This window comes from Pseudomonas sp. GM24 (genome assembly GCF_000282235.1).
In the GTDB taxonomy this organism is placed as follows: Bacteria; Pseudomonadota; Gammaproteobacteria; order Pseudomonadales; family Pseudomonadaceae; genus Aquipseudomonas.
Genome location: NZ_AKJR01000136.1, coordinates 16088 through 33251, shown reverse-complemented (window position 1 = coordinate 33251; position 17164 = coordinate 16088). Strand labels below are relative to the sequence as shown.

Annotated in this window: 17 protein-coding genes; 14 read left to right on the top strand and 3 right to left on the bottom strand. The window is 56.6% G+C overall.

The window, feature by feature from the left end:
* Positions 1 to 5 precede the first annotated feature (5 nt).
* The 4 genes from rnpA to mnmE all read left to right on the top strand — a co-directional run bounded on the left by rnpA (position 6) and on the right by mnmE (position 3782).
* The gene (rnpA, locus tag PMI23_RS16630) at positions 6 to 407 is read left to right on the top strand and encodes a ribonuclease P protein component (protein ID WP_042704971.1); all 402 of its coding nucleotides are present in this window, start codon (positions 6 to 8) and stop codon (positions 405 to 407) included.
* Positions 400 to 645: a membrane protein insertion efficiency factor YidD gene (gene yidD, locus PMI23_RS29345; RefSeq protein WP_077430980.1), complete on the top strand. Its 246-nt coding sequence runs from the start codon at positions 400 to 402 to the stop codon at positions 643 to 645. Before rnpA ends, yidD begins: the two co-directional genes overlap by 8 nt.
* Positions 646 to 647: 2 nt before the next feature.
* Positions 648 to 2330 carry a membrane protein insertase YidC gene (gene yidC / locus PMI23_RS16625; protein ID WP_007911890.1) on the top strand — a complete coding sequence of 561 codons (1683 nt, stop codon included), beginning with the start codon at positions 648 to 650 and terminating at the stop codon, positions 2328 to 2330.
* Positions 2331 to 2411: 81 nt separating this feature from the next.
* Positions 2412 to 3782 (top strand): tRNA uridine-5-carboxymethylaminomethyl(34) synthesis GTPase MnmE, encoded by a 1371-nt coding sequence (gene mnmE / locus PMI23_RS16620; RefSeq protein WP_007911892.1) that lies wholly within the window; start codon positions 2412 to 2414, stop codon positions 3780 to 3782.
* Between the two features lie 43 nt (positions 3783 to 3825).
* Here mnmE and PMI23_RS16615 read toward each other — a convergent pair whose 3' ends face one another.
* The 3 genes from PMI23_RS16615 to PMI23_RS16605 all read right to left on the bottom strand — a co-directional run bounded on the left by PMI23_RS16615 (position 3826) and on the right by PMI23_RS16605 (position 7834).
* Positions 3826 to 6261 (bottom strand): TonB-dependent siderophore receptor, encoded by a 2436-nt coding sequence (locus PMI23_RS16615; protein WP_007911894.1) that lies wholly within the window; start codon positions 6259 to 6261, stop codon positions 3826 to 3828.
* 119 nt (positions 6262 to 6380) lie between these two features.
* The gene (locus tag PMI23_RS16610; protein WP_007911899.1) at positions 6381 to 7328 is read right to left on the bottom strand and encodes a FecR domain-containing protein; all 948 of its coding nucleotides are present in this window, start codon (positions 7326 to 7328) and stop codon (positions 6381 to 6383) included.
* Positions 7328 to 7834 carry a sigma-70 family RNA polymerase sigma factor gene (locus tag PMI23_RS16605; protein ID WP_007911902.1) on the bottom strand — a complete coding sequence of 169 codons (507 nt, stop codon included), beginning with the start codon at positions 7832 to 7834 and terminating at the stop codon, positions 7328 to 7330. Before PMI23_RS16605 ends, PMI23_RS16610 begins: the two co-directional genes overlap by 1 nt.
* Before the next feature lie 571 nt (positions 7835 to 8405).
* Between PMI23_RS16605 and mnmG the strand changes: the two genes are divergently transcribed.
* The 10 genes from mnmG (at position 8406) to atpA (ending at position 17121) form a co-directional block, all read left to right on the top strand.
* Positions 8406 to 10304, top strand: coding sequence for a tRNA uridine-5-carboxymethylaminomethyl(34) synthesis enzyme MnmG (gene mnmG / locus PMI23_RS16600; RefSeq protein ID WP_007911904.1), 1899 nt, complete (start codon positions 8406 to 8408; stop codon positions 10302 to 10304).
* Positions 10301 to 10945, top strand: coding sequence for a 16S rRNA (guanine(527)-N(7))-methyltransferase RsmG (gene rsmG / locus PMI23_RS16595; RefSeq protein ID WP_007911906.1), 645 nt, complete (start codon positions 10301 to 10303; stop codon positions 10943 to 10945). Before mnmG ends, rsmG begins: the two co-directional genes overlap by 4 nt.
* Before the next feature lie 18 nt (positions 10946 to 10963).
* Positions 10964 to 11761 (top strand): ParA family protein, encoded by a 798-nt coding sequence (locus PMI23_RS16590; RefSeq protein WP_007911909.1) that lies wholly within the window; start codon positions 10964 to 10966, stop codon positions 11759 to 11761.
* 9 nt (positions 11762 to 11770) lie between these two features.
* Complete coding sequence (locus tag PMI23_RS16585) at positions 11771 to 12643, top strand: ParB/RepB/Spo0J family partition protein (protein ID WP_007911911.1); 873 nt, start codon at positions 11771 to 11773, stop codon at positions 12641 to 12643.
* Positions 12644 to 12791: 148 nt separating this feature from the next.
* A complete protein-coding gene (locus PMI23_RS16580; protein ID WP_003229783.1) occupies positions 12792 to 13199 on the top strand; it encodes a F0F1 ATP synthase subunit I in 408 nt (135 codons plus the stop codon).
* 16 nt (positions 13200 to 13215) lie between these two features.
* Positions 13216 to 14085, top strand: coding sequence for a F0F1 ATP synthase subunit A (atpB, locus tag PMI23_RS16575; RefSeq protein WP_007911917.1), 870 nt, complete (start codon positions 13216 to 13218; stop codon positions 14083 to 14085).
* 133 nt (positions 14086 to 14218) lie between these two features.
* The gene (gene atpE, locus PMI23_RS16570; protein ID WP_003097235.1) at positions 14219 to 14476 is read left to right on the top strand and encodes a F0F1 ATP synthase subunit C; all 258 of its coding nucleotides are present in this window, start codon (positions 14219 to 14221) and stop codon (positions 14474 to 14476) included.
* 59 nt (positions 14477 to 14535) lie between these two features.
* Positions 14536 to 15006 carry a F0F1 ATP synthase subunit B gene (locus PMI23_RS16565; protein ID WP_003229781.1) on the top strand — a complete coding sequence of 157 codons (471 nt, stop codon included), beginning with the start codon at positions 14536 to 14538 and terminating at the stop codon, positions 15004 to 15006.
* A 12-nt stretch (positions 15007 to 15018) separates the two neighbouring features.
* Positions 15019 to 15555: a F0F1 ATP synthase subunit delta gene (locus PMI23_RS16560; RefSeq protein ID WP_007911956.1), complete on the top strand. Its 537-nt coding sequence runs from the start codon at positions 15019 to 15021 to the stop codon at positions 15553 to 15555.
* A 21-nt stretch (positions 15556 to 15576) separates the two neighbouring features.
* The gene (gene atpA, locus PMI23_RS16555; protein WP_007911958.1) at positions 15577 to 17121 is read left to right on the top strand and encodes a F0F1 ATP synthase subunit alpha; all 1545 of its coding nucleotides are present in this window, start codon (positions 15577 to 15579) and stop codon (positions 17119 to 17121) included.
* Positions 17122 to 17164: the final 43 nt, after the last annotated feature.

The following is a 17164-nucleotide window of genomic DNA, read 5'->3' as shown; positions in this document are numbered from 1 at the left end:
TGGAGGTGAGTCAGGACTTCAGTCGGGAAAAGCGTCTGCTTACCCCCCGGCATTTCAAGGCAGTCTTTGACTCCCCTACCGGCAAGGTTCCGGGGAAAAATCTCCTGCTCCTTGCACGCAACAACGATCTTGATCACCCCCGTCTCGGGCTGGTTATCGGGAAAAAGAGCGTAAAGCTCTCCGTTGAGCGCAATCGCCTCAAACGTTTGATGCGCGAATCATTCCGTCTGCACCAGGATTCACTGGTCGGCTGGGATATCGTTATCGTCGCGCGCAAAGGTCTGGGCGATGTAGAAAACCCCGAATTGATTCAGCATTTCGGCAAACTCTGGAAGCGTCTTGCACGCAGCAAGCCCGTTCCAGAAGTCAAAACCGAAACTGTAGGGGTAGACAGTCCAGATGCGTAAACTGGCCCTCGTTCCGATCCAGTTTTATCGCTATGCCATTAGTCCTTTAATGGCCAACCACTGTCGTTTCTACCCCAGTTGTTCCTGCTACGCGTTAGAAGCCATCGAAAATCATGGCCTTCTGCGCGGTGGCTGGCTGGCCTTTCGTCGTTTAGGTCGCTGTCATCCGTGGAATCCCGGTGGTTATGACCCGGTTCCACCTATCCCTACCTCCCGTTCTTCTTCGATGGCCGAGTAATCATGGATATCAAACGCACGATCCTGATCGTCGCCCTGGCAATCGTGGCCTACGTTATGGTCCTTAAATGGAACCAGGACTATGGTCAGGCTGCCCTGCCGACTCAGAATGTTGCTTCCAGTACGACTACATCCGGTTTGCCGGACACCGCCACTGGCAATAATGCTGCCGCCAGTGACGATATTCCGCGCGCCGCTAGCGATACCAGCGCACCTGCCGAAACGCCGGTAGCCGCCAGCAAGGATCTGATCCAGATCAAAACCGACGTGCTCGATCTCGCGATCGATCCACAAGGTGGCGATGTCGCTCAACTGACCTTGCCTCTGTATCCACGTCGTCAGGATCGTCCTGATGTGCCGTTCCAACTGTTCGATAACGGTGGCGAACGTGTTTATCTGGCCCAAAGCGGTCTGATCGGCACCAATGGCCCGGATGCAAATCCGGCCGGTCGTCCGGTCTACTCTTCGGAGAAGAAGACTTATCAACTGGCTGACGGTCAGGACCAACTGGTCGTCGACCTGAAGTTCAGCAAGGACGGCGTCAACTACATCAAGCGTTTCACCCTGAAACGCGGCCTGTATGACGTAGCCGTTTCCTACATTGTGGATAACCAGAGCGCTCAGCCCTGGAACGGCGCAATGTTTGCTCAGTTGAAACGCGACAACAGCGCTGATCCTTCGTCCACTACTGCTACTGGCACCGCGACTTACCTGGGCGCCGCCCTGTGGACAAGTTCGGAGCCGTACAAGAAAGTGTCCATGAAGGACATGGACAAGGCGCAGCTGAAAGAAACCGTCACCGGTGGCTGGGTAGCCTGGCTGCAACACTACTTCGTGACCGCGTGGATTCCGGCCAAGGGCGAAAACAACATCGTCCAGACCCGTAAAGACAGCAAAGGCAACTACATCATCGGTTACACCGGTCCAACACTGACCGCTGCTCCGGGTGCCAAAGTTGAAACCAGCGCTGTGCTGTACGCCGGTCCGAAAAGCCAGGCTGTGCTGAAAGAGTTGTCCCCAGGTCTGGAACTGACCGTCGACTACGGCATTCTGTGGTTCATTGCCCAGCCAATCTTCTGGCTGCTGCAACACATCCACGCCATCGTCGGTAACTGGGGCTGGTCGATCATCTTCCTGACCATGCTGATCAAGGGTATTTTCTTCCCGCTGTCGGCTGCCAGCTACAAATCGATGGCGCGCATGCGTGCTGTCGCGCCGAAACTGGCTGCTCTGAAAGAGCAACATGGCGATGACCGGCAGAAAATGTCGCAAGCCATGATGGAGCTGTACAAGAAAGAGAAGATCAATCCGCTGGGCGGCTGCTTGCCGATCCTCGTGCAGATGCCGGTTTTCCTTTCGCTGTACTGGGTTCTGCTGGAAAGCGTGGAAATGCGCCAGGCGCCGTTCATGCTGTGGATCACTGACCTGTCGATCAAGGATCCGTTCTTCATTCTGCCGATCATCATGGGTGCAACCATGTTCATCCAGCAGCAGCTGAACCCGACTCCTCCGGATCCGATGCAGGCGAAGGTCATGAAAATGATGCCAATCATCTTCACCTTCTTCTTCCTGTGGTTCCCGGCAGGTCTGGTGCTGTACTGGGTTGTGAACAACTGCCTGTCGATTGCACAACAGTGGTACATCACGCGTAAGATCGAAGCGGCGACGAAAAAAGCCGAGGCGTAACTTGCACTGTGGATAACACCACTCAAAACGCCCCCTAGTGGGGCGTTTTGCTATCTGCCACTTTTGTCTGGATTCCGGTTTATGAGCACACCTCGTGAAACCATCGCCGCCGTCGCCACCGCTCAGGGTCGCGGCGGTGTGGGCATCGTCCGTATTTCCGGGCCGCTGGCCAGTGTTGCAGCCAAAGCCATCAGCGGCCGTGAGCTGAAACCGCGTTACGCCCATTACGGGCCGTTTTTCAGTGACGACCAGCAAGTCCTGGACGAGGGCCTGGCCCTGTATTTCCCGGGACCGAACTCTTTCACCGGCGAAGACGTGCTGGAACTGCAAGGCCACGGCGGCCCGATCGTTCTGGATATGTTGCTCAAGCGTTGCCTGGAGTTGGGTTGCCGTTTGGCCCGTCCGGGTGAATTCAGTGAACGTGCTTTCCTCAATGACAAACTCGACCTGGCCCAGGCCGAGGCGATTGCCGATTTGATCGAGGCCAGTTCGGCCCAGGCTGCGCGTAATGCCCTGCGCTCATTGCAGGGTGCATTTTCCCAACGTGTGCATAACTTGACCGAGCAGTTGATCGGTTTGCGTATCTACGTCGAAGCCGCCATCGACTTTCCGGAAGAGGAAATCGACTTCCTCGCCGATGGCCATGTGTTGAACATGCTCGACAAAGTGCGCAACGAGTTATCCACAGTACTGCGTGAAGCCGGGCAGGGCGCTTTGTTGCGCGATGGCATGACCGTGGTGATCGCCGGTCGTCCGAATGCCGGCAAGTCCAGCCTGTTGAATGCTTTGGCCGGTCGCGAAGCTGCCATCGTGACGGAGATTGCCGGCACCACGCGGGATATCCTGCGCGAACATATCCACATCGACGGCATGCCGTTGCATGTTGTCGATACTGCAGGGCTGCGTGATACCGATGATCATGTGGAAAAGATCGGTGTTGAACGGGCATTGAAGGCTATTGGTGAAGCCGATCGGGTGTTGCTGGTGGTCGATGCGACCGCTCCGGAAGCACTGGACCCGTTTGCATTGTGGCCGGAATTCCTCGAGACCCGTCCGGATCCGGCGAAAGTTACCCTGATCCGCAACAAAGCGGATCTGACGGGCGAAGCAATTGCCCTCGAAACCAGTGAAGACGGGCATGTGACGATCAGTCTGAGTGCCAAGTCGGCCGGTGAAGGACTGGACTTGCTGCGTGACCATCTCAAAGCCTGCATGGGTTACGAGCAAACTTCGGAAAGCAGCTTCAGTGCACGTCGCCGCCATTTGGAGGCATTACGTCACGCCAGCGCCGCGTTGGAACACGGCCGCGCGCAACTTACATTGGCCGGCGCCGGCGAATTGCTCGCCGAAGATTTGCGTCAGGCCCAGCATTCTCTAGGTGAAATCACCGGGGCGTTCAGCTCCGATGATCTGCTGGGAAGGATCTTTTCCAGCTTCTGCATCGGCAAATAACAAAAGGGGCTGTGGAATATTTATCCACAGCCCCTTTTTTGCTTTACCAGTTGTAAGACACCGTCCCCAGCAAGGTGCGATCTTCGCCCCAATAACAACGACCAGCATCGTTGCATCCCGACACATATTCCTTGTCGAACAGGTTTTTCGCGTTCAGATCGACGCTCCAATTCGTGTCGATTTGATAACCGATCGCCGCATCCACCAACGTGACATCGCCGGCATCGAGCTTGCCGTACAGAGAAGGCGAGGTGTAGGCGAAGGCACTGTCGAAGTAACGCACACCACCGCCGACATACAGGCCTTTCAAGTCGCCATCGAGGAATCGGTATTTCGTCCAGACCGAAGCCTGATTACGTGGCACCCCGGTCATTTGATGGCCTTTGACCAATGACGTCGCGGCATCTTTGGTAATCCGCGCATCGGTGTAGGTGTAGGCCGCTGTCACATTGAGGTTCTGGGTCAGATTGCTGTTCAGTTCCAGTTCCACACCTTTGGAACGGCTTTCGCCGACCTGGCGGTAGGTCGCTGTCGTCGAGTCGAAGTAGGTGTCGTCCTTTTTGCGCAGGTCGTACACCGAAGCGGTAAACGCAGTATCCCAGCCGATCGGTTCGTATTTCAGACCCACTTCGTATTGGCTGCTGGTGATCGGGTCGAGCGGTGCGCCGGCATTGGAAATCTGCTGCACCGGTACGAACGAGGTGGAATAGCTGACATACGGCGTCATGCCGTTGTCGAACTGGTACATCACGCCGCCCTGATAGGTGAACTTCTTGTCCTCGGAACTGATGTCGCTCGACTGGGCGACCTTGTCGCGGAAATCACTGTCGACCCAGTCCTGACGGCCACCGAGCAGAAACAACCAATGGTCGTACTTGCTTTGGATCTGTGCATAAACACCTTTCATCTGTTGCTCGAGCAAGGTGTTTTGCACAGCAATCGGTGTCGTCGGGTCACGTAGGTACACAGGGTTATACACATCGATCGGCCCGACGATGCCAGCGTTCCAGTCCTGATTGAACGAGGTACGGTCGTAGCTGGCGCCGAACAACACGGTGTTCTCCAGACCGCCGACCTGGAACTTGCCTTCCAGCTGGTTATCCAGCGAGTACACCATCGACTTGTTGAAGCGATCGTACGCAGTCATGTTCAGGCGTGTGCCAAACCCGGCGTTGTTGAGGTTGCCCGGCCAGGTTTCGTGACGGGTAATGCGCGACTGCATGTAGCGCGAGTTCTGACGGAACTGCCAATCGTCGTTGAACGAGTGGCTGAACTCGTAACCGGTGCTCCAGGTTTCCCGTTCGAAAGTGTTCCAGTCCGGGTCGCCGAGCAGGGTGCCTTTGGATAACTTGCCGTTGGAGTTTGTCAGCAAAGTACCGGCCGCCGGTAGGCCAAGTTCCATGTTGGTGTGATCCTTCTGGTAGTTGGCCAGCAGAGTCAGCGTGTTGAAATCATCGAAATTCAGGGTCAGGGATGGCGCAATGTAGATCCGGTCGTCCGGGACATGATCGGTCTGGGTGTCCGACTTGCGCCCAAGCATCACCACCCGCCCGAGAACGTTGCCGCTGTCATTGAGTGGACCGGAGACATCGACGCCGATCTGCCGGCGATTGTTCGAGCCATAACCCAATTGCACTTCGCCCTGCGGTGCAGCGGTCGGACGTTTGCTAACAAGATTGACCAGACCGCCCGGTGCGTTTTCCCCATACAACAGAGAAGACGGGCCGCGGAAAATCTCGACCCGCTCAAGTCCGTAAGGCTCGGTGCTGGTGTCATAACGATTGCCCTGTACGCGTAGTCCATCGCGCAAAAGACCGTAGCCATAATCGGTAGCGTTGAAACCGCGAATGTAGAACAGGTCTCCAGCCAGACTGTCGCCGGCGGCAAAGGGTGGCGCGAAGATTCCCGGAACGTAGCCGAGTACTTCAGTGAGTGTCTGAGATTTCTGATCTTTCATGCGCTGGGCAGTGACGACGGACACGGAACGCGGTGTTTCCGACAATGGCGTACTGGTTTTCGTACCGATCCGGCTGTTCTGCGCTTTGTAACCGACGTCGGCGGCGTAATCCAGATTCATCGGATTGGCCAACTGACCGTTAATGTTGGTCGGGGCCAATTCCAGTGCGTCGCCGTTGGGCAGTGCCTGCAAAATGTAACTGCCCGGCGCCTGTGGTACGGCTTGCAACCCCGAGCCTTGCAGCAGTTGGGCGAAACCCTGGTCGACGGTGAAATCGCCGTTCAAACCGGCACTGCGCAAACGGCTGGTCTGTTGCGGCGAGAACGACAGGATTACATTCGCAGCGGAGGCGAACTGGCTCAAGGCATTGTCCAGCGGGCCGGCGGCAATGGCATAACGCTGGGCGACCGTTGCAGCGATCGCGTTATGGCTAATCACCAGGCAGGACGCAGCGCTGGTCATCAGTAGGCTGTAAGCAATGCAGTGGTAGGAAAAACGCTGACGAAACGTGGAAAGACGCATGTGTGGATTAGCCCTGAAGGTGGCAAAGAGCCGCGTTTATCGCGATTACCTGTAGGGCCGGGTCAGGGCAAAAAAAGATAACCCTGTTGTCGATTTATTTTCCCCAAGTGACATTTCGATCAAGCGCTGTGGCTGATCGAGACCCAGTAACGGGTGAAATAGCGCACGTCGATTGGCAGCGAAGCCTGAAGATTGGCCAGCACTGCATCGGTGGAGTCGAGCCGGAATGTGCCGGATACCCGCAGATCCCGCGCGCGGTTATCGCAGTGCAAAACACCGCGGCGATAGCGGCCCAATTCTTCAATCACGTCGCCCAAGCGTGCATTGAGCACAATCAACTGGCCATTGGTCCACGCCACTTCCGTGGATTTGAAGGGATGAGTGAGCCCGATGTGTCGACGATCAAAGTCGGCCCCTTCGCCTGCGTTCAGAATAATTGCGGCTGTTGATAGATCAGCAGGCTGAACGCTGATCCGGTCTTCCAGCACACCGACACGGGTAGACTCCGATAACTGATGTACGGAAAACCGGGTGCCCAGCGCTTGAATCCGGCCATCACGGGTGTCGACGAAAAAGGGCCGTTGATCGCCAAGTTTGCCGGTTTGAATCAGGATCTCGCCGGAGCGCAGGCGAATCAGCCGCTGCGTCGGATCAAAAGACACGTCAATGGCAGTGTCGGTGTTGAGCTGAATCTGACTGCCATCAGCCAATGTCAGGTTGCGACGCTGGCCAACGCCAGTTTTATAGTCGGCCCAGACATTCCCCAGCGATGTGTGTTGCTGGACATTCCAGCCAACGAACCCCGTCCCCGCAGCGAGCAGCAACAACTTGAGCACCTGGCGTCGTTGCTGTCCGGTATTCAGGGCGCGACGTTTCAAATCAGGCGGCAACGTACCGAGGTGGCGCTGCAGTTGTTCCATCTGGTTCCATGCCGCCAGGTGCGCTGGATCACTGTCTATCCACAGCTGCCAGGCCCTCTGTTCGGCGAGCGTCGGCGGGTCCGTCTGAAACTGCACATACCAACTGGCGGCGGCTTCGAAAACCTGGCGATCGGGAGCGATGGCCATCAATGTTGCGCCATGATCAGGGCACATTCCGTCAGGGCACGGATCATGTGTTTCTTCACCGTGGTCAGCGAAACCTTTAGCTGCAGGGCGATCTGTTGATAAGTCCGGCCATCGATCTGCGACAGCATGAAAATCTGTTGGCTTCTGGGGCCGAGCCCCGCCAAGGCTTTATCCACAGCGACCAGAGTTTCGATGATCAGCGCCTTGTCTTCCTCGCTGATGGCGGTGGCTTGCGGTCGAGCTGCCACGGTCTGCAAATACGCAGCTTCGATAGCCTTCCTGCGATAACGATCGATCACCAGCCCGCGTGCAACAGTCGCCAGATAGTCCCGTGGTTCACGAATCTGCGCGGCGTTGCGCGCCGCGAGAATCCGCACAAACGTGTCATGCGCTACATCGGCCGCATCGCAGGCGTCATGCAATTTGCCCTTGAGCCAGCCATATAGCCACGAATGGTGTTGCTCGTAGATTTGCTCGATCGCAGCAGTGTGGGCGGGTAGGGACATGGGGAAAAACTGATGAGTTAATGATAATGCCTATTATTAGCCCCTGTTACGTTCTCTCACAATAGCCCTCGCACTTCCCTCCATCGGCTTCTTTGTCGCCAGCGAACCCTCGCTGGCGTTTTTTTTGCGCTGTGAAAAAGCCGTTGTATCGTTTTTCTGTGGATTAAGCCCTGTGAATAACTGCCACTAAGGGCAGTTGATAACAGGGCCTGAAAACTGGACATAACCGCCCCTGTGGATAAACGCCCCTTTCATCCACAGGCTTAAACCGGTTATCCAAGGTCCTCATTGGCACATGATCACAGGGTTTTGAATCTCTGTACATATTGAATATAAAGGCCTGTAGCGATCTATCCACAGAAACGTGCCTCAGTAGAAATAAACATAAAAACAAAGGTTTTATAAATTTCTCTCTTTTTTATTCTTTTAACCTCGAGTTCTCCACAGCTGGTTAAATTTTGTGCAAAGGGTTCTTTAGGAAGGGCGAAGTCCCTATACTTGTCGACCAGGTCCAGAAACCTGATCTCAAACTATTCCTGAATTACCTACTTAAGCAGGCACGAGGTGCGTGGTGGATTTCCCTTCCCGTTTTGAAGTGATCGTCATCGGCGGCGGTCATGCCGGTACCGAGGCAGCACTGGCCTCAGCACGTATGGGGGCAAAAACCCTGTTGCTGACGCATAACGTGGAAACCCTCGGAGCCATGAGTTGCAACCCGGCCATTGGTGGCATTGGCAAAAGCCATCTGGTCAAGGAAATCGATGCCCTCGGCGGCGCGATGGCCATGGCCACCGATTTGGGCGGCATCCAGTTTCGCGTGTTGAACAGCCGCAAAGGCCCAGCCGTAAGGGCGACCCGTGCGCAAGCTGACCGGATTCTGTACAAAGCCGCTGTCCGTGAAATCCTGGAAAACCAGCCGAACCTGTGGATATTTCAACAAGCTGCTGACGATCTGATCGTCGAACAGGAACAAGTCCGCGGTGTTGTCACGCAAATGGGTCTGCGCTTCTTCGCCGATTCCGTGGTGTTGACCACCGGTACCTTCCTCGGCGGACTTATCCACATCGGTTTGCAGAATTTTTCCGGCGGTCGAGCCGGTGATCCACCGTCGATCGCGCTGGCTCACCGTCTGCGTGAAATGCCACTGCGGGTCGGTCGCCTGAAAACCGGTACACCGCCGCGTATCGACGGCAAGTCTGTGGATTTCTCGGTAATGACCGAGCAGCCCGGCGATACGCCGATCCCGGTGATGTCGTTCATGGGCAACAAAGAACAGCATCCACGCCAAGTGAGCTGCTGGATTACGCACACCAACGCCCGCACCCACGAAATCATTGCCGCGAACCTCGATCGTTCGCCGATGTATTCGGCTGCCGGTGAAATCGAAGGCATCGGTCCGCGTTATTGCCCGTCGATCGAAGACAAGATCCACCGCTTTGCCGACAAGGAAAGCCATCAGGTGTTTATCGAACCGGAAGGTTTGACCACCCATGAGCTGTACCCGAACGGGATATCCACAAGCTTGCCGTTCGACGTGCAATTGCAGATCGTGCAATCGATCCGCGGCATGGAAAACGCACACATCGTGCGTCCGGGCTATGCCATCGAGTACGACTACTTCGATCCGCGCGACCTGAAGTACAGTCTGGAAACCAAAGTCATTGGCGGTCTGTTCTTCGCCGGGCAAATCAACGGCACCACCGGTTACGAAGAAGCCGGCGCCCAAGGTTTGCTCGCTGGCGCCAACGCCGCACTGCGCGCCAAGGGCAAAGAAGCCTGGTGCCCGCGTCGCGATGAGGCGTACATCGGCGTGTTGGTCGACGACCTGATCACCCTTGGCACTCAAGAGCCGTACCGCATGTTCACTTCCCGTGCCGAGTACCGCCTGATTCTGCGCGAAGACAACGCCGACCTGCGTCTGACCGAAAAAGGTCGCGAACTCGGTCTGGTCGATGACGCCCGTTGGGCGGCCTTCTGCAAGAAACGCGAAAGCATCGAGCTGGAAGAACAGCGCCTGAAAAGCACTTGGGTTCGCCCGAACACGCAGCAGGGCGATGCGATTGCCGAGAAATTCGGCACGCCGCTGACTCACGAATACAACTTGCTCAACCTCTTGAGTCGTCCGGAAATCGACTACGCTGGTCTGGTCGAAGTGACCGGCAACGGCGCGGAAGATCCACAGGTCGCCGAGCAGGTTGAAATCAAGACCAAATACGCCGGTTACATTGATCGTCAACAGGACGAAATCGCCCGTCTGCGCGCCAGTGAAGACACGAAATTGCCTGTGGATATCGATTACACCAACATTTCCGGTCTCTCCAAGGAGATCCAGAGCAAGCTTGGCGCGACTCGACCAGAGACGCTGGGCCAGGCTTCGCGGATCCCGGGTGTGACCCCGGCAGCGATTTCGCTGTTGATGATTCATTTGAAAAAACGCGGCGCGGGCCGTCAGTTGGAGCAAAGCGCTTGAGTTCTAAGGTCACTTCGCAACACGCCGAAGAGTTATCCACAGGAGCCCGCGAGCTCGGTGTCAATCTCACTGAAACCCAGCACGAATTGCTGCTGGGTTATCTGGCCCTGTTGATCAAATGGAACCAGGCCTACAACCTGACCGCCGTGCGCGATCCGGACGAAATGGTTTCGCGGCACTTGCTCGATAGTCTCAGCGTGATGTCGTTCATTGAAAATGGTCGCTGGCTTGACGTTGGCAGCGGCGGCGGCATGCCGGGAATCCCGTTGGCGATTTTGTATCCAGACTCGCAAGTGACCTGTCTGGACAGCAACGGCAAGAAAACCCGCTTCCTGACCCAGGTCAAACTCGAACTCAAACTGGATAACCTGCAAGTTATCCACAGTCGTGTCGAAGCGTTCCAGCCTGCGCAGCCGTTCAACGGGATCATTTCCCGGGCGTTCAGCAGCATGGAAAACTTCACCAACTGGACTCGCCACCTCGGCGATGCCGATACACGCTGGCTGGCAATGAAGGGCGTTCATCCGGCCGATGAGCTGGTAGCATTGCCGGCAGACTTCAAACTCGATAGCGAACACGCCCTGGCCGTACCCGGTTGCCAAGGCCAACGCCATCTGCTGATACTGCGCCGCACGGCATGATTGGGAACACAAGCAAGAATGGCTAAGGTATTCGCGATAGCGAACCAGAAGGGTGGTGTGGGCAAGACCACCACCTGCATCAACCTCGCAGCATCCCTGGTCGCGACCAAGCGCCGGGTGCTGTTGATCGATCTCGATCCACAGGGCAACGCCACCATGGGTAGCGGTGTGGATAAACACGGCCTGGAAAACTCGGTCTACGACCTGCTGATCGGCGAATGCGATCTGGCCCAGGCCATGCACTATTCCGAGCACGGCGGTTATCAACTGCTGCCGGCCAACCGCGATTTGACGGCGGCCGAAGTGGTGCTGCTGGAAATGCAGATGAAGGAAAGCCGTCTGCGCAGCGCGCTGGCGCCGATCCGCGAAAACTACGATTACATTTTGATCGACTGCCCGCCGTCGCTGTCGATGCTTACGCTGAACGCATTGGTCGCCGCCGATGGGGTCATTATCCCCATGCAGTGCGAGTACTTTGCGCTCGAAGGGCTGAGCGACCTTGTGGATAACATCAAGCGCATCGCCGAACTGCTCAATCCGAACCTGAAAGTCGAAGGCCTGCTGCGGACCATGTATGACCCGCGCCTGAGCCTGATGAATGACGTTTCGGCGCAGCTCAAGGAACACTTCGGCGAGCAGCTCTACGACACGGTGATCCCGCGCAACATCCGTCTGGCCGAAGCGCCGAGCTACGGCATGCCGGCGCTGGCCTACGACAAACAATCGCGTGGCGCCCTGGCTTATCTGGCCCTGGCCGGCGAGATGGTTCGCCGTCAGCGCAAAAATTCACGCATCGCCGCCGCTCAGGCAACTTAAGGAATCCCCATGGCCGTCAAGAAACGAGGTCTCGGACGTGGACTGGATGCACTGCTGAGTGGTCCGACCGTCAGCGCGCTGGAAGAACAAGCCGCGCAGGCTGACACCCGTGAGTTGCAACATCTGCCGCTGGATCTGCTGCAGCGCGGTAAATACCAGCCGCGCCGTGACATGGATCCGCAGGCGCTGGAAGAACTGGCAGCGTCGATCAAGGCGCAAGGCGTAATGCAGCCGATCGTGGTGCGCCCGATTGGCGGTGGCCGCTTCGAGATCATCGCCGGTGAACGTCGCTGGCGCGCAAGTCAGCAAGCCGGCCAGGAAACCATCCCGGCGATGGTCCGCGATGTGCCGGATGAAACCGCAATCGCCATCGCGCTGATCGAGAACATCCAGCGCGAAGACCTCAATCCGATCGAAGAAGCGGTGGCTCTGCAGCGTTTGCAGCAGGAATTCCAGCTCACTCAGCAACAAGTTGCCGAGGCTGTGGGTAAGTCCCGCGTCACTGTGGCTAACCTGTTGCGGCTTATTGCGCTGCCGGAAGTCATCAAGACCATGCTGTCCCACGGCGACCTGGAAATGGGTCACGCCCGTGCATTGCTCGGTCTGCCGGAAAATCAGCAGGTGGAAGGGGCGCGACATGTTGTCGCACGCGGTCTCACTGTGCGCCAAACTGAGGCACTGGTTCGTCAGTGGTTGAGTGGCAAACCGGAGCCTGTGGAGGCGACCAAACCCGACCCGGATATCGCTCGTCTCGAACAGCGTCTGGCCGAGCGCCTAGGCTCTGCGGTGCAGATTCGCCACGGCAAGAAGGGAAAGGGTCAGTTGGTGATCGGTTACAACTCCCTCGATGAGCTTCAAGGTGTGCTCGCACACATCCGCTGAAACATTTCCTCATGTAGCGCGCAGTCGGAAATCACTACCTGACAGTTGAATAGGGGCAGAACCGCCCCTATACTCTGCGCGCATTTTGTCGGCACAAATTATGCCAAGTTATTGAATTCTGGCAGCCGACCATTGGAGAGCAAACGTGATGGAAACCCGCAAGCCAAACCGCCTGCCGTTCCATCGCCTGGCGGTTTTTCCGGTGTTAATGGCTCAATTTGTCATTTTGCTCATTGCCGCTTTGGCGCTCTGGCAATGGCACGGAGTCGTTGCCGGATACTCGGGACTTTGCGGAGGCCTGATAGCCTTGCTGCCCAATGTTTATTTCGCTCACAAGGCATTTCGGTTTTCCGGCGCCCGAGCAGCCCAGTCCATCGTCCGGTCATTTTATGCCGGCGAGGCAGGCAAACTGATTTTGACGGCAGTGCTCTTTGCACTGGTGTTTGCAGGTGTTAAGCCACTGGCGCCGATAGCTGTATTCGGCGCGTTCGTGCTGACTCAGTCGGTCAGCTGGTTCGCTCCCCTGCTGATGAGAACAAGACTTTCGAGACCTTAGGGCGTTTGAGGCAACCATGGCAGAAACAACCGCTTCGGGCTATATCCAGCACCACTTGCAGAACCTGACCTTCGGTCAGCTACCTAACGGCGGCTGGGGCTTTGCCCATACCGCAGCAGAAGCCAAAGAAATGGGCTTCTGGGCTTTCCACGTCGATACTCTCGGCTGGTCGGTCGCGTTGGGTCTGATCTTCGTACTTCTTTTCCGCATGGCGGCAAAGAAAGCGACTTCGGGTCAGCCGGGTGCTTTGCAGAACTTCGTTGAAGTATTGGTCGAATTCGTCGATGGCAGCGTGAAAGACAGCTTCCATGGCCGTAGCCCGGTGATTGCACCGCTGGCACTGACCATCTTCGTCTGGGTGTTCCTGATGAACGCCGTCGACCTGGTACCGGTCGACTGGATTCCTCAGCTGGCCATCCTGATCTCCGGCGACCACCACATCCCGTTCCGCGCCGTGTCGACTACCGACCCGAACGCGACCCTGGGCATGGCGTTCTCGGTTTTCGCACTGATCATTTTCTATAGCATCAAGGTCAAGGGCTTCGGCGGCTTCATCGGCGAACTGACCCTGCACCCGTTCGGCAGCAAGAACATCTTCGTTCAAGCCCTGCTGATCCCGGTGAACTTCCTGCTGGAATTCGTGACCCTGATCGCCAAACCGATCTCTCTGGCTCTGCGTCTGTTCGGCAACATGTATGCCGGCGAGCTGGTGTTCATTCTGATCGCTGTGATGTTCGGCAGCGGTCTGCTCTGGCTGAGCGGCCTGGGCGTTGTTCTGCAGTGGGCGTGGGCTGTGTTCCACATCCTGATCATCACGCTGCAGGCGTTCATCTTCATGATGCTGACCATCGTCTACCTGTCGATGGCGCACGAAGAAAACCATTAAGACCAGTCTCGACTAGTCTGATGTCCTTCCCGGTCAAACGGGAAGGGGCTCTTCACAGGGCACCTGAAACGATTTGTTTTACCGCTTTAATCTAAAAAACCTAAACCATACGACGTAAAAGTCGGGAGGAAAGATGGAAACTGTAGTTGGTCTAACCGCTATCGCTGTTGCACTGTTGATCGGCCTGGGCGCACTGGGTACCGCAATTGGTTTCGGCCTGCTGGGCGGCAAGTTCCTGGAAGGCGCAGCGCGTCAGCCAGAAATGGTTCCAATGCTGCAAGTTAAAATGTTCATCGTTGCCGGTCTGCTCGACGCCGTAACCATGATCGGTGTTGGTATCGCTCTGTTCTTCACCTTTGCGAACCCGTTCGTTGGTCAGATCGCTGGCTAATTACCCGGATTCTTCCGAGTAATTTGATGTGATGGACAACGTAACTGCGAGGTGTTGGCGTGAACATTAATGCGACCCTGATTGGCCAGTCCGTTGCGTTCCTGATTTTTGTACTGTTCTGCATGAAGTATGTATGGCCTCCGGTCATCGCTGCTCTGCACGAACGTCAAAAGAAGATCGCTGATGGTCTGGACGCTGCCAGCCGTGCAGCTCGCGACCTGGAGTTGGCCCAAGAAAAAGCGGGTCAGCAACTGCGCGAAGCGAAAGCTCAGGCAGCTGAAATCATCGAGCAAGCCAAGAAACGCGGTAACCAGATTGTCGAAGAGGCCGTTGAAAAGGCCCGTGTCGATGCTGACCGTGTGAAGGTTCAGGCTCAAGCCGAGATCGAACAGGAACTGAACAGTGTCAAAGACAAGCTGCGTGCCCAAGTGGGCTTGCTGGCTGTCGGCGGCGCCGAGAAGATCCTGGGTGCCACAATCGATCAAAACGCGCACGCAGAGCTGGTTAACCAACTGGCTGCTGAAATCTAAGCGAGGGCGATCATGGCAGAACTGACCACGTTGGCCCGACCTTACGCTAAGGCGGCCTTCGAGCACGCTCAGGCCCACCAGCAACTGGCCAATTGGTCAGCCATGCTCGGCCTGGCTGCAGCGGTGTCGCAAGACGACACCATGCAGCGCGTGCTCAAGGCCCCGCGACTGACGAGCGCAGAAAAGGCCGCCACGTTTATTGACGTGTGCGGCGACAAGTTTGATGCCAAGGCACAGAACTTCATCAATGTCGTTGCCGAAAACGACCGTCTCCCGCTTCTGCCGGAGATTGCCGCTCTTTTCGACCTGTACAAGGCCGAACAAGAGAAGTCGGTAGACGTTGAAGTGACCAGTGCTTTTGCATTGAACCAAGAACAGCAAGACAAACTCGCCAAGGTTCTCAGTGCACGACTCAACCGGGAAGTGCGCCTGCAAGTTGCGGAGGATGCTGCCCTTATAGGTGGTGTCGTTATCCGCGCCGGCGACCTGGTTATCGATGGCTCGATTCGCGGCAAAATCGCGAAACTTGCCGAAGCATTGAAATCTTGAGTTTGAAGGGGCAGCAGAGCAATGCAGCAACTCAATCCTTCCGAAATAAGTGAAATTATCAAGGGCCGCATCGACAAGCTCGATGTGACCTCCCAAGCCCGTAACGAAGGCACTGTCGTCAGCGTATCTGACGGCATCGTGCGGATTCACGGTCTGGCCGATGTTATGTACGGCGAGATGATCGAGTTTCCGGGCGGCGTCTACGGTATGGCTCTCAACCTGGAGCAAGACTCCGTAGGTGCCGTTGTATTGGGCGCTTACCAGTCTCTGGCTGAAGGCATGAGCGCCAAGTGCACCGGCCGCATCCTCGAAGTTCCGGTTGGTAAGGAACTGCTGGGTCGCGTAGTCGACGCACTGGGTAACCCTGTTGACGGCAAAGGTCCACTGGGCAACACCTTGACCGACGCGGTCGAGAAAGTTGCTCCGGGCGTGATCTGGCGTAAGTCGGTAGACCAGCCTGTACAGACTGGCTACAAGGCTGTCGATGCGATGATCCCTGTCGGCCGTGGCCAGCGTGAGCTGATCATCGGTGACCGTCAGATCGGTAAAACCGCTCTGGCGATCGACGCGATCATCAACCAGAAAGACAGCGGCATTTTCTGCGTCTACGTAGCCATCGGTCAGAAACAATCGACCATCGCCAACGTGGTTCGCAAGCTGGAAGAAAACGGCGCCCTGGCCAACACGATCATCGTGGCTGCCAGTGCTTCGGAATCTCCTGCGCTGCAATTCCTGGCACCGTACTCCGGTTGCACCATGGGTGAATTCTTCCGCGACCGCGGTGAAGACGCGCTGATCGTTTATGACGATCTGTCCAAGCAAGCAGTGGCTTACCGCCAGATTTCCCTGCTGCTGCGCCGTCCACCAGGCCGTGAAGCTTACCCAGGCGACGTGTTCTATCTCCACTCCCGTCTGCTGGAGCGCGCATCCCGCGTTTCGGAAGAGTACGTAGAGAAGTTCACCAACGGCGCAGTGACCGGCAAAACCGGTTCCCTGACCGCACTGCCGATCATCGAAACCCAGGCTGGCGACGTTTCCGCGTTCGTTCCGACCAACGTGATTTCCATCACCGACGGTCAGATCTTCCTGGAATCGGCCATGTTCAACTCGGGCATCCGCCCTGCAGTGAACGCCGGTGTTTCGGTATCCCGTGTGGGTGGTGCCGCTCAGACCAAGATCATCAAGAAGCTCTCCGGTGGTATCCGTACCGCTCTGGCTCAGTACCGTGAACTGGCGGCATTCGCCCAGTTCGCTTCTGACCTGGACGAAGCGACCCGTAAGCAACTTGAGCATGGTCAGCGCGTTACCGAGCTGATGAAGCAGAAGCAATACGCACCAATGTCGATCGCTGACATGGCGCTGTCGCTGTATGCCGCTGAGCGTGGGTTCCTGACTGACATTGAAATCGCCAAGATCGGCAGCTTCGAACAAGCGCTGATTGCTTTCTTCAACCGCGATCACGCCGATTTGATGGCCAAGATCAACGTTAAAGGTGACTTCAATGACGAAATCGACGCTGGCATGAAAGCCGGTATCGAGAAGTTCAAGGCCACCCAAACCTGGTAAGCCGCAGCGGGAGCCGCGAGGCTCCCGCTTGCTAACCTGATAG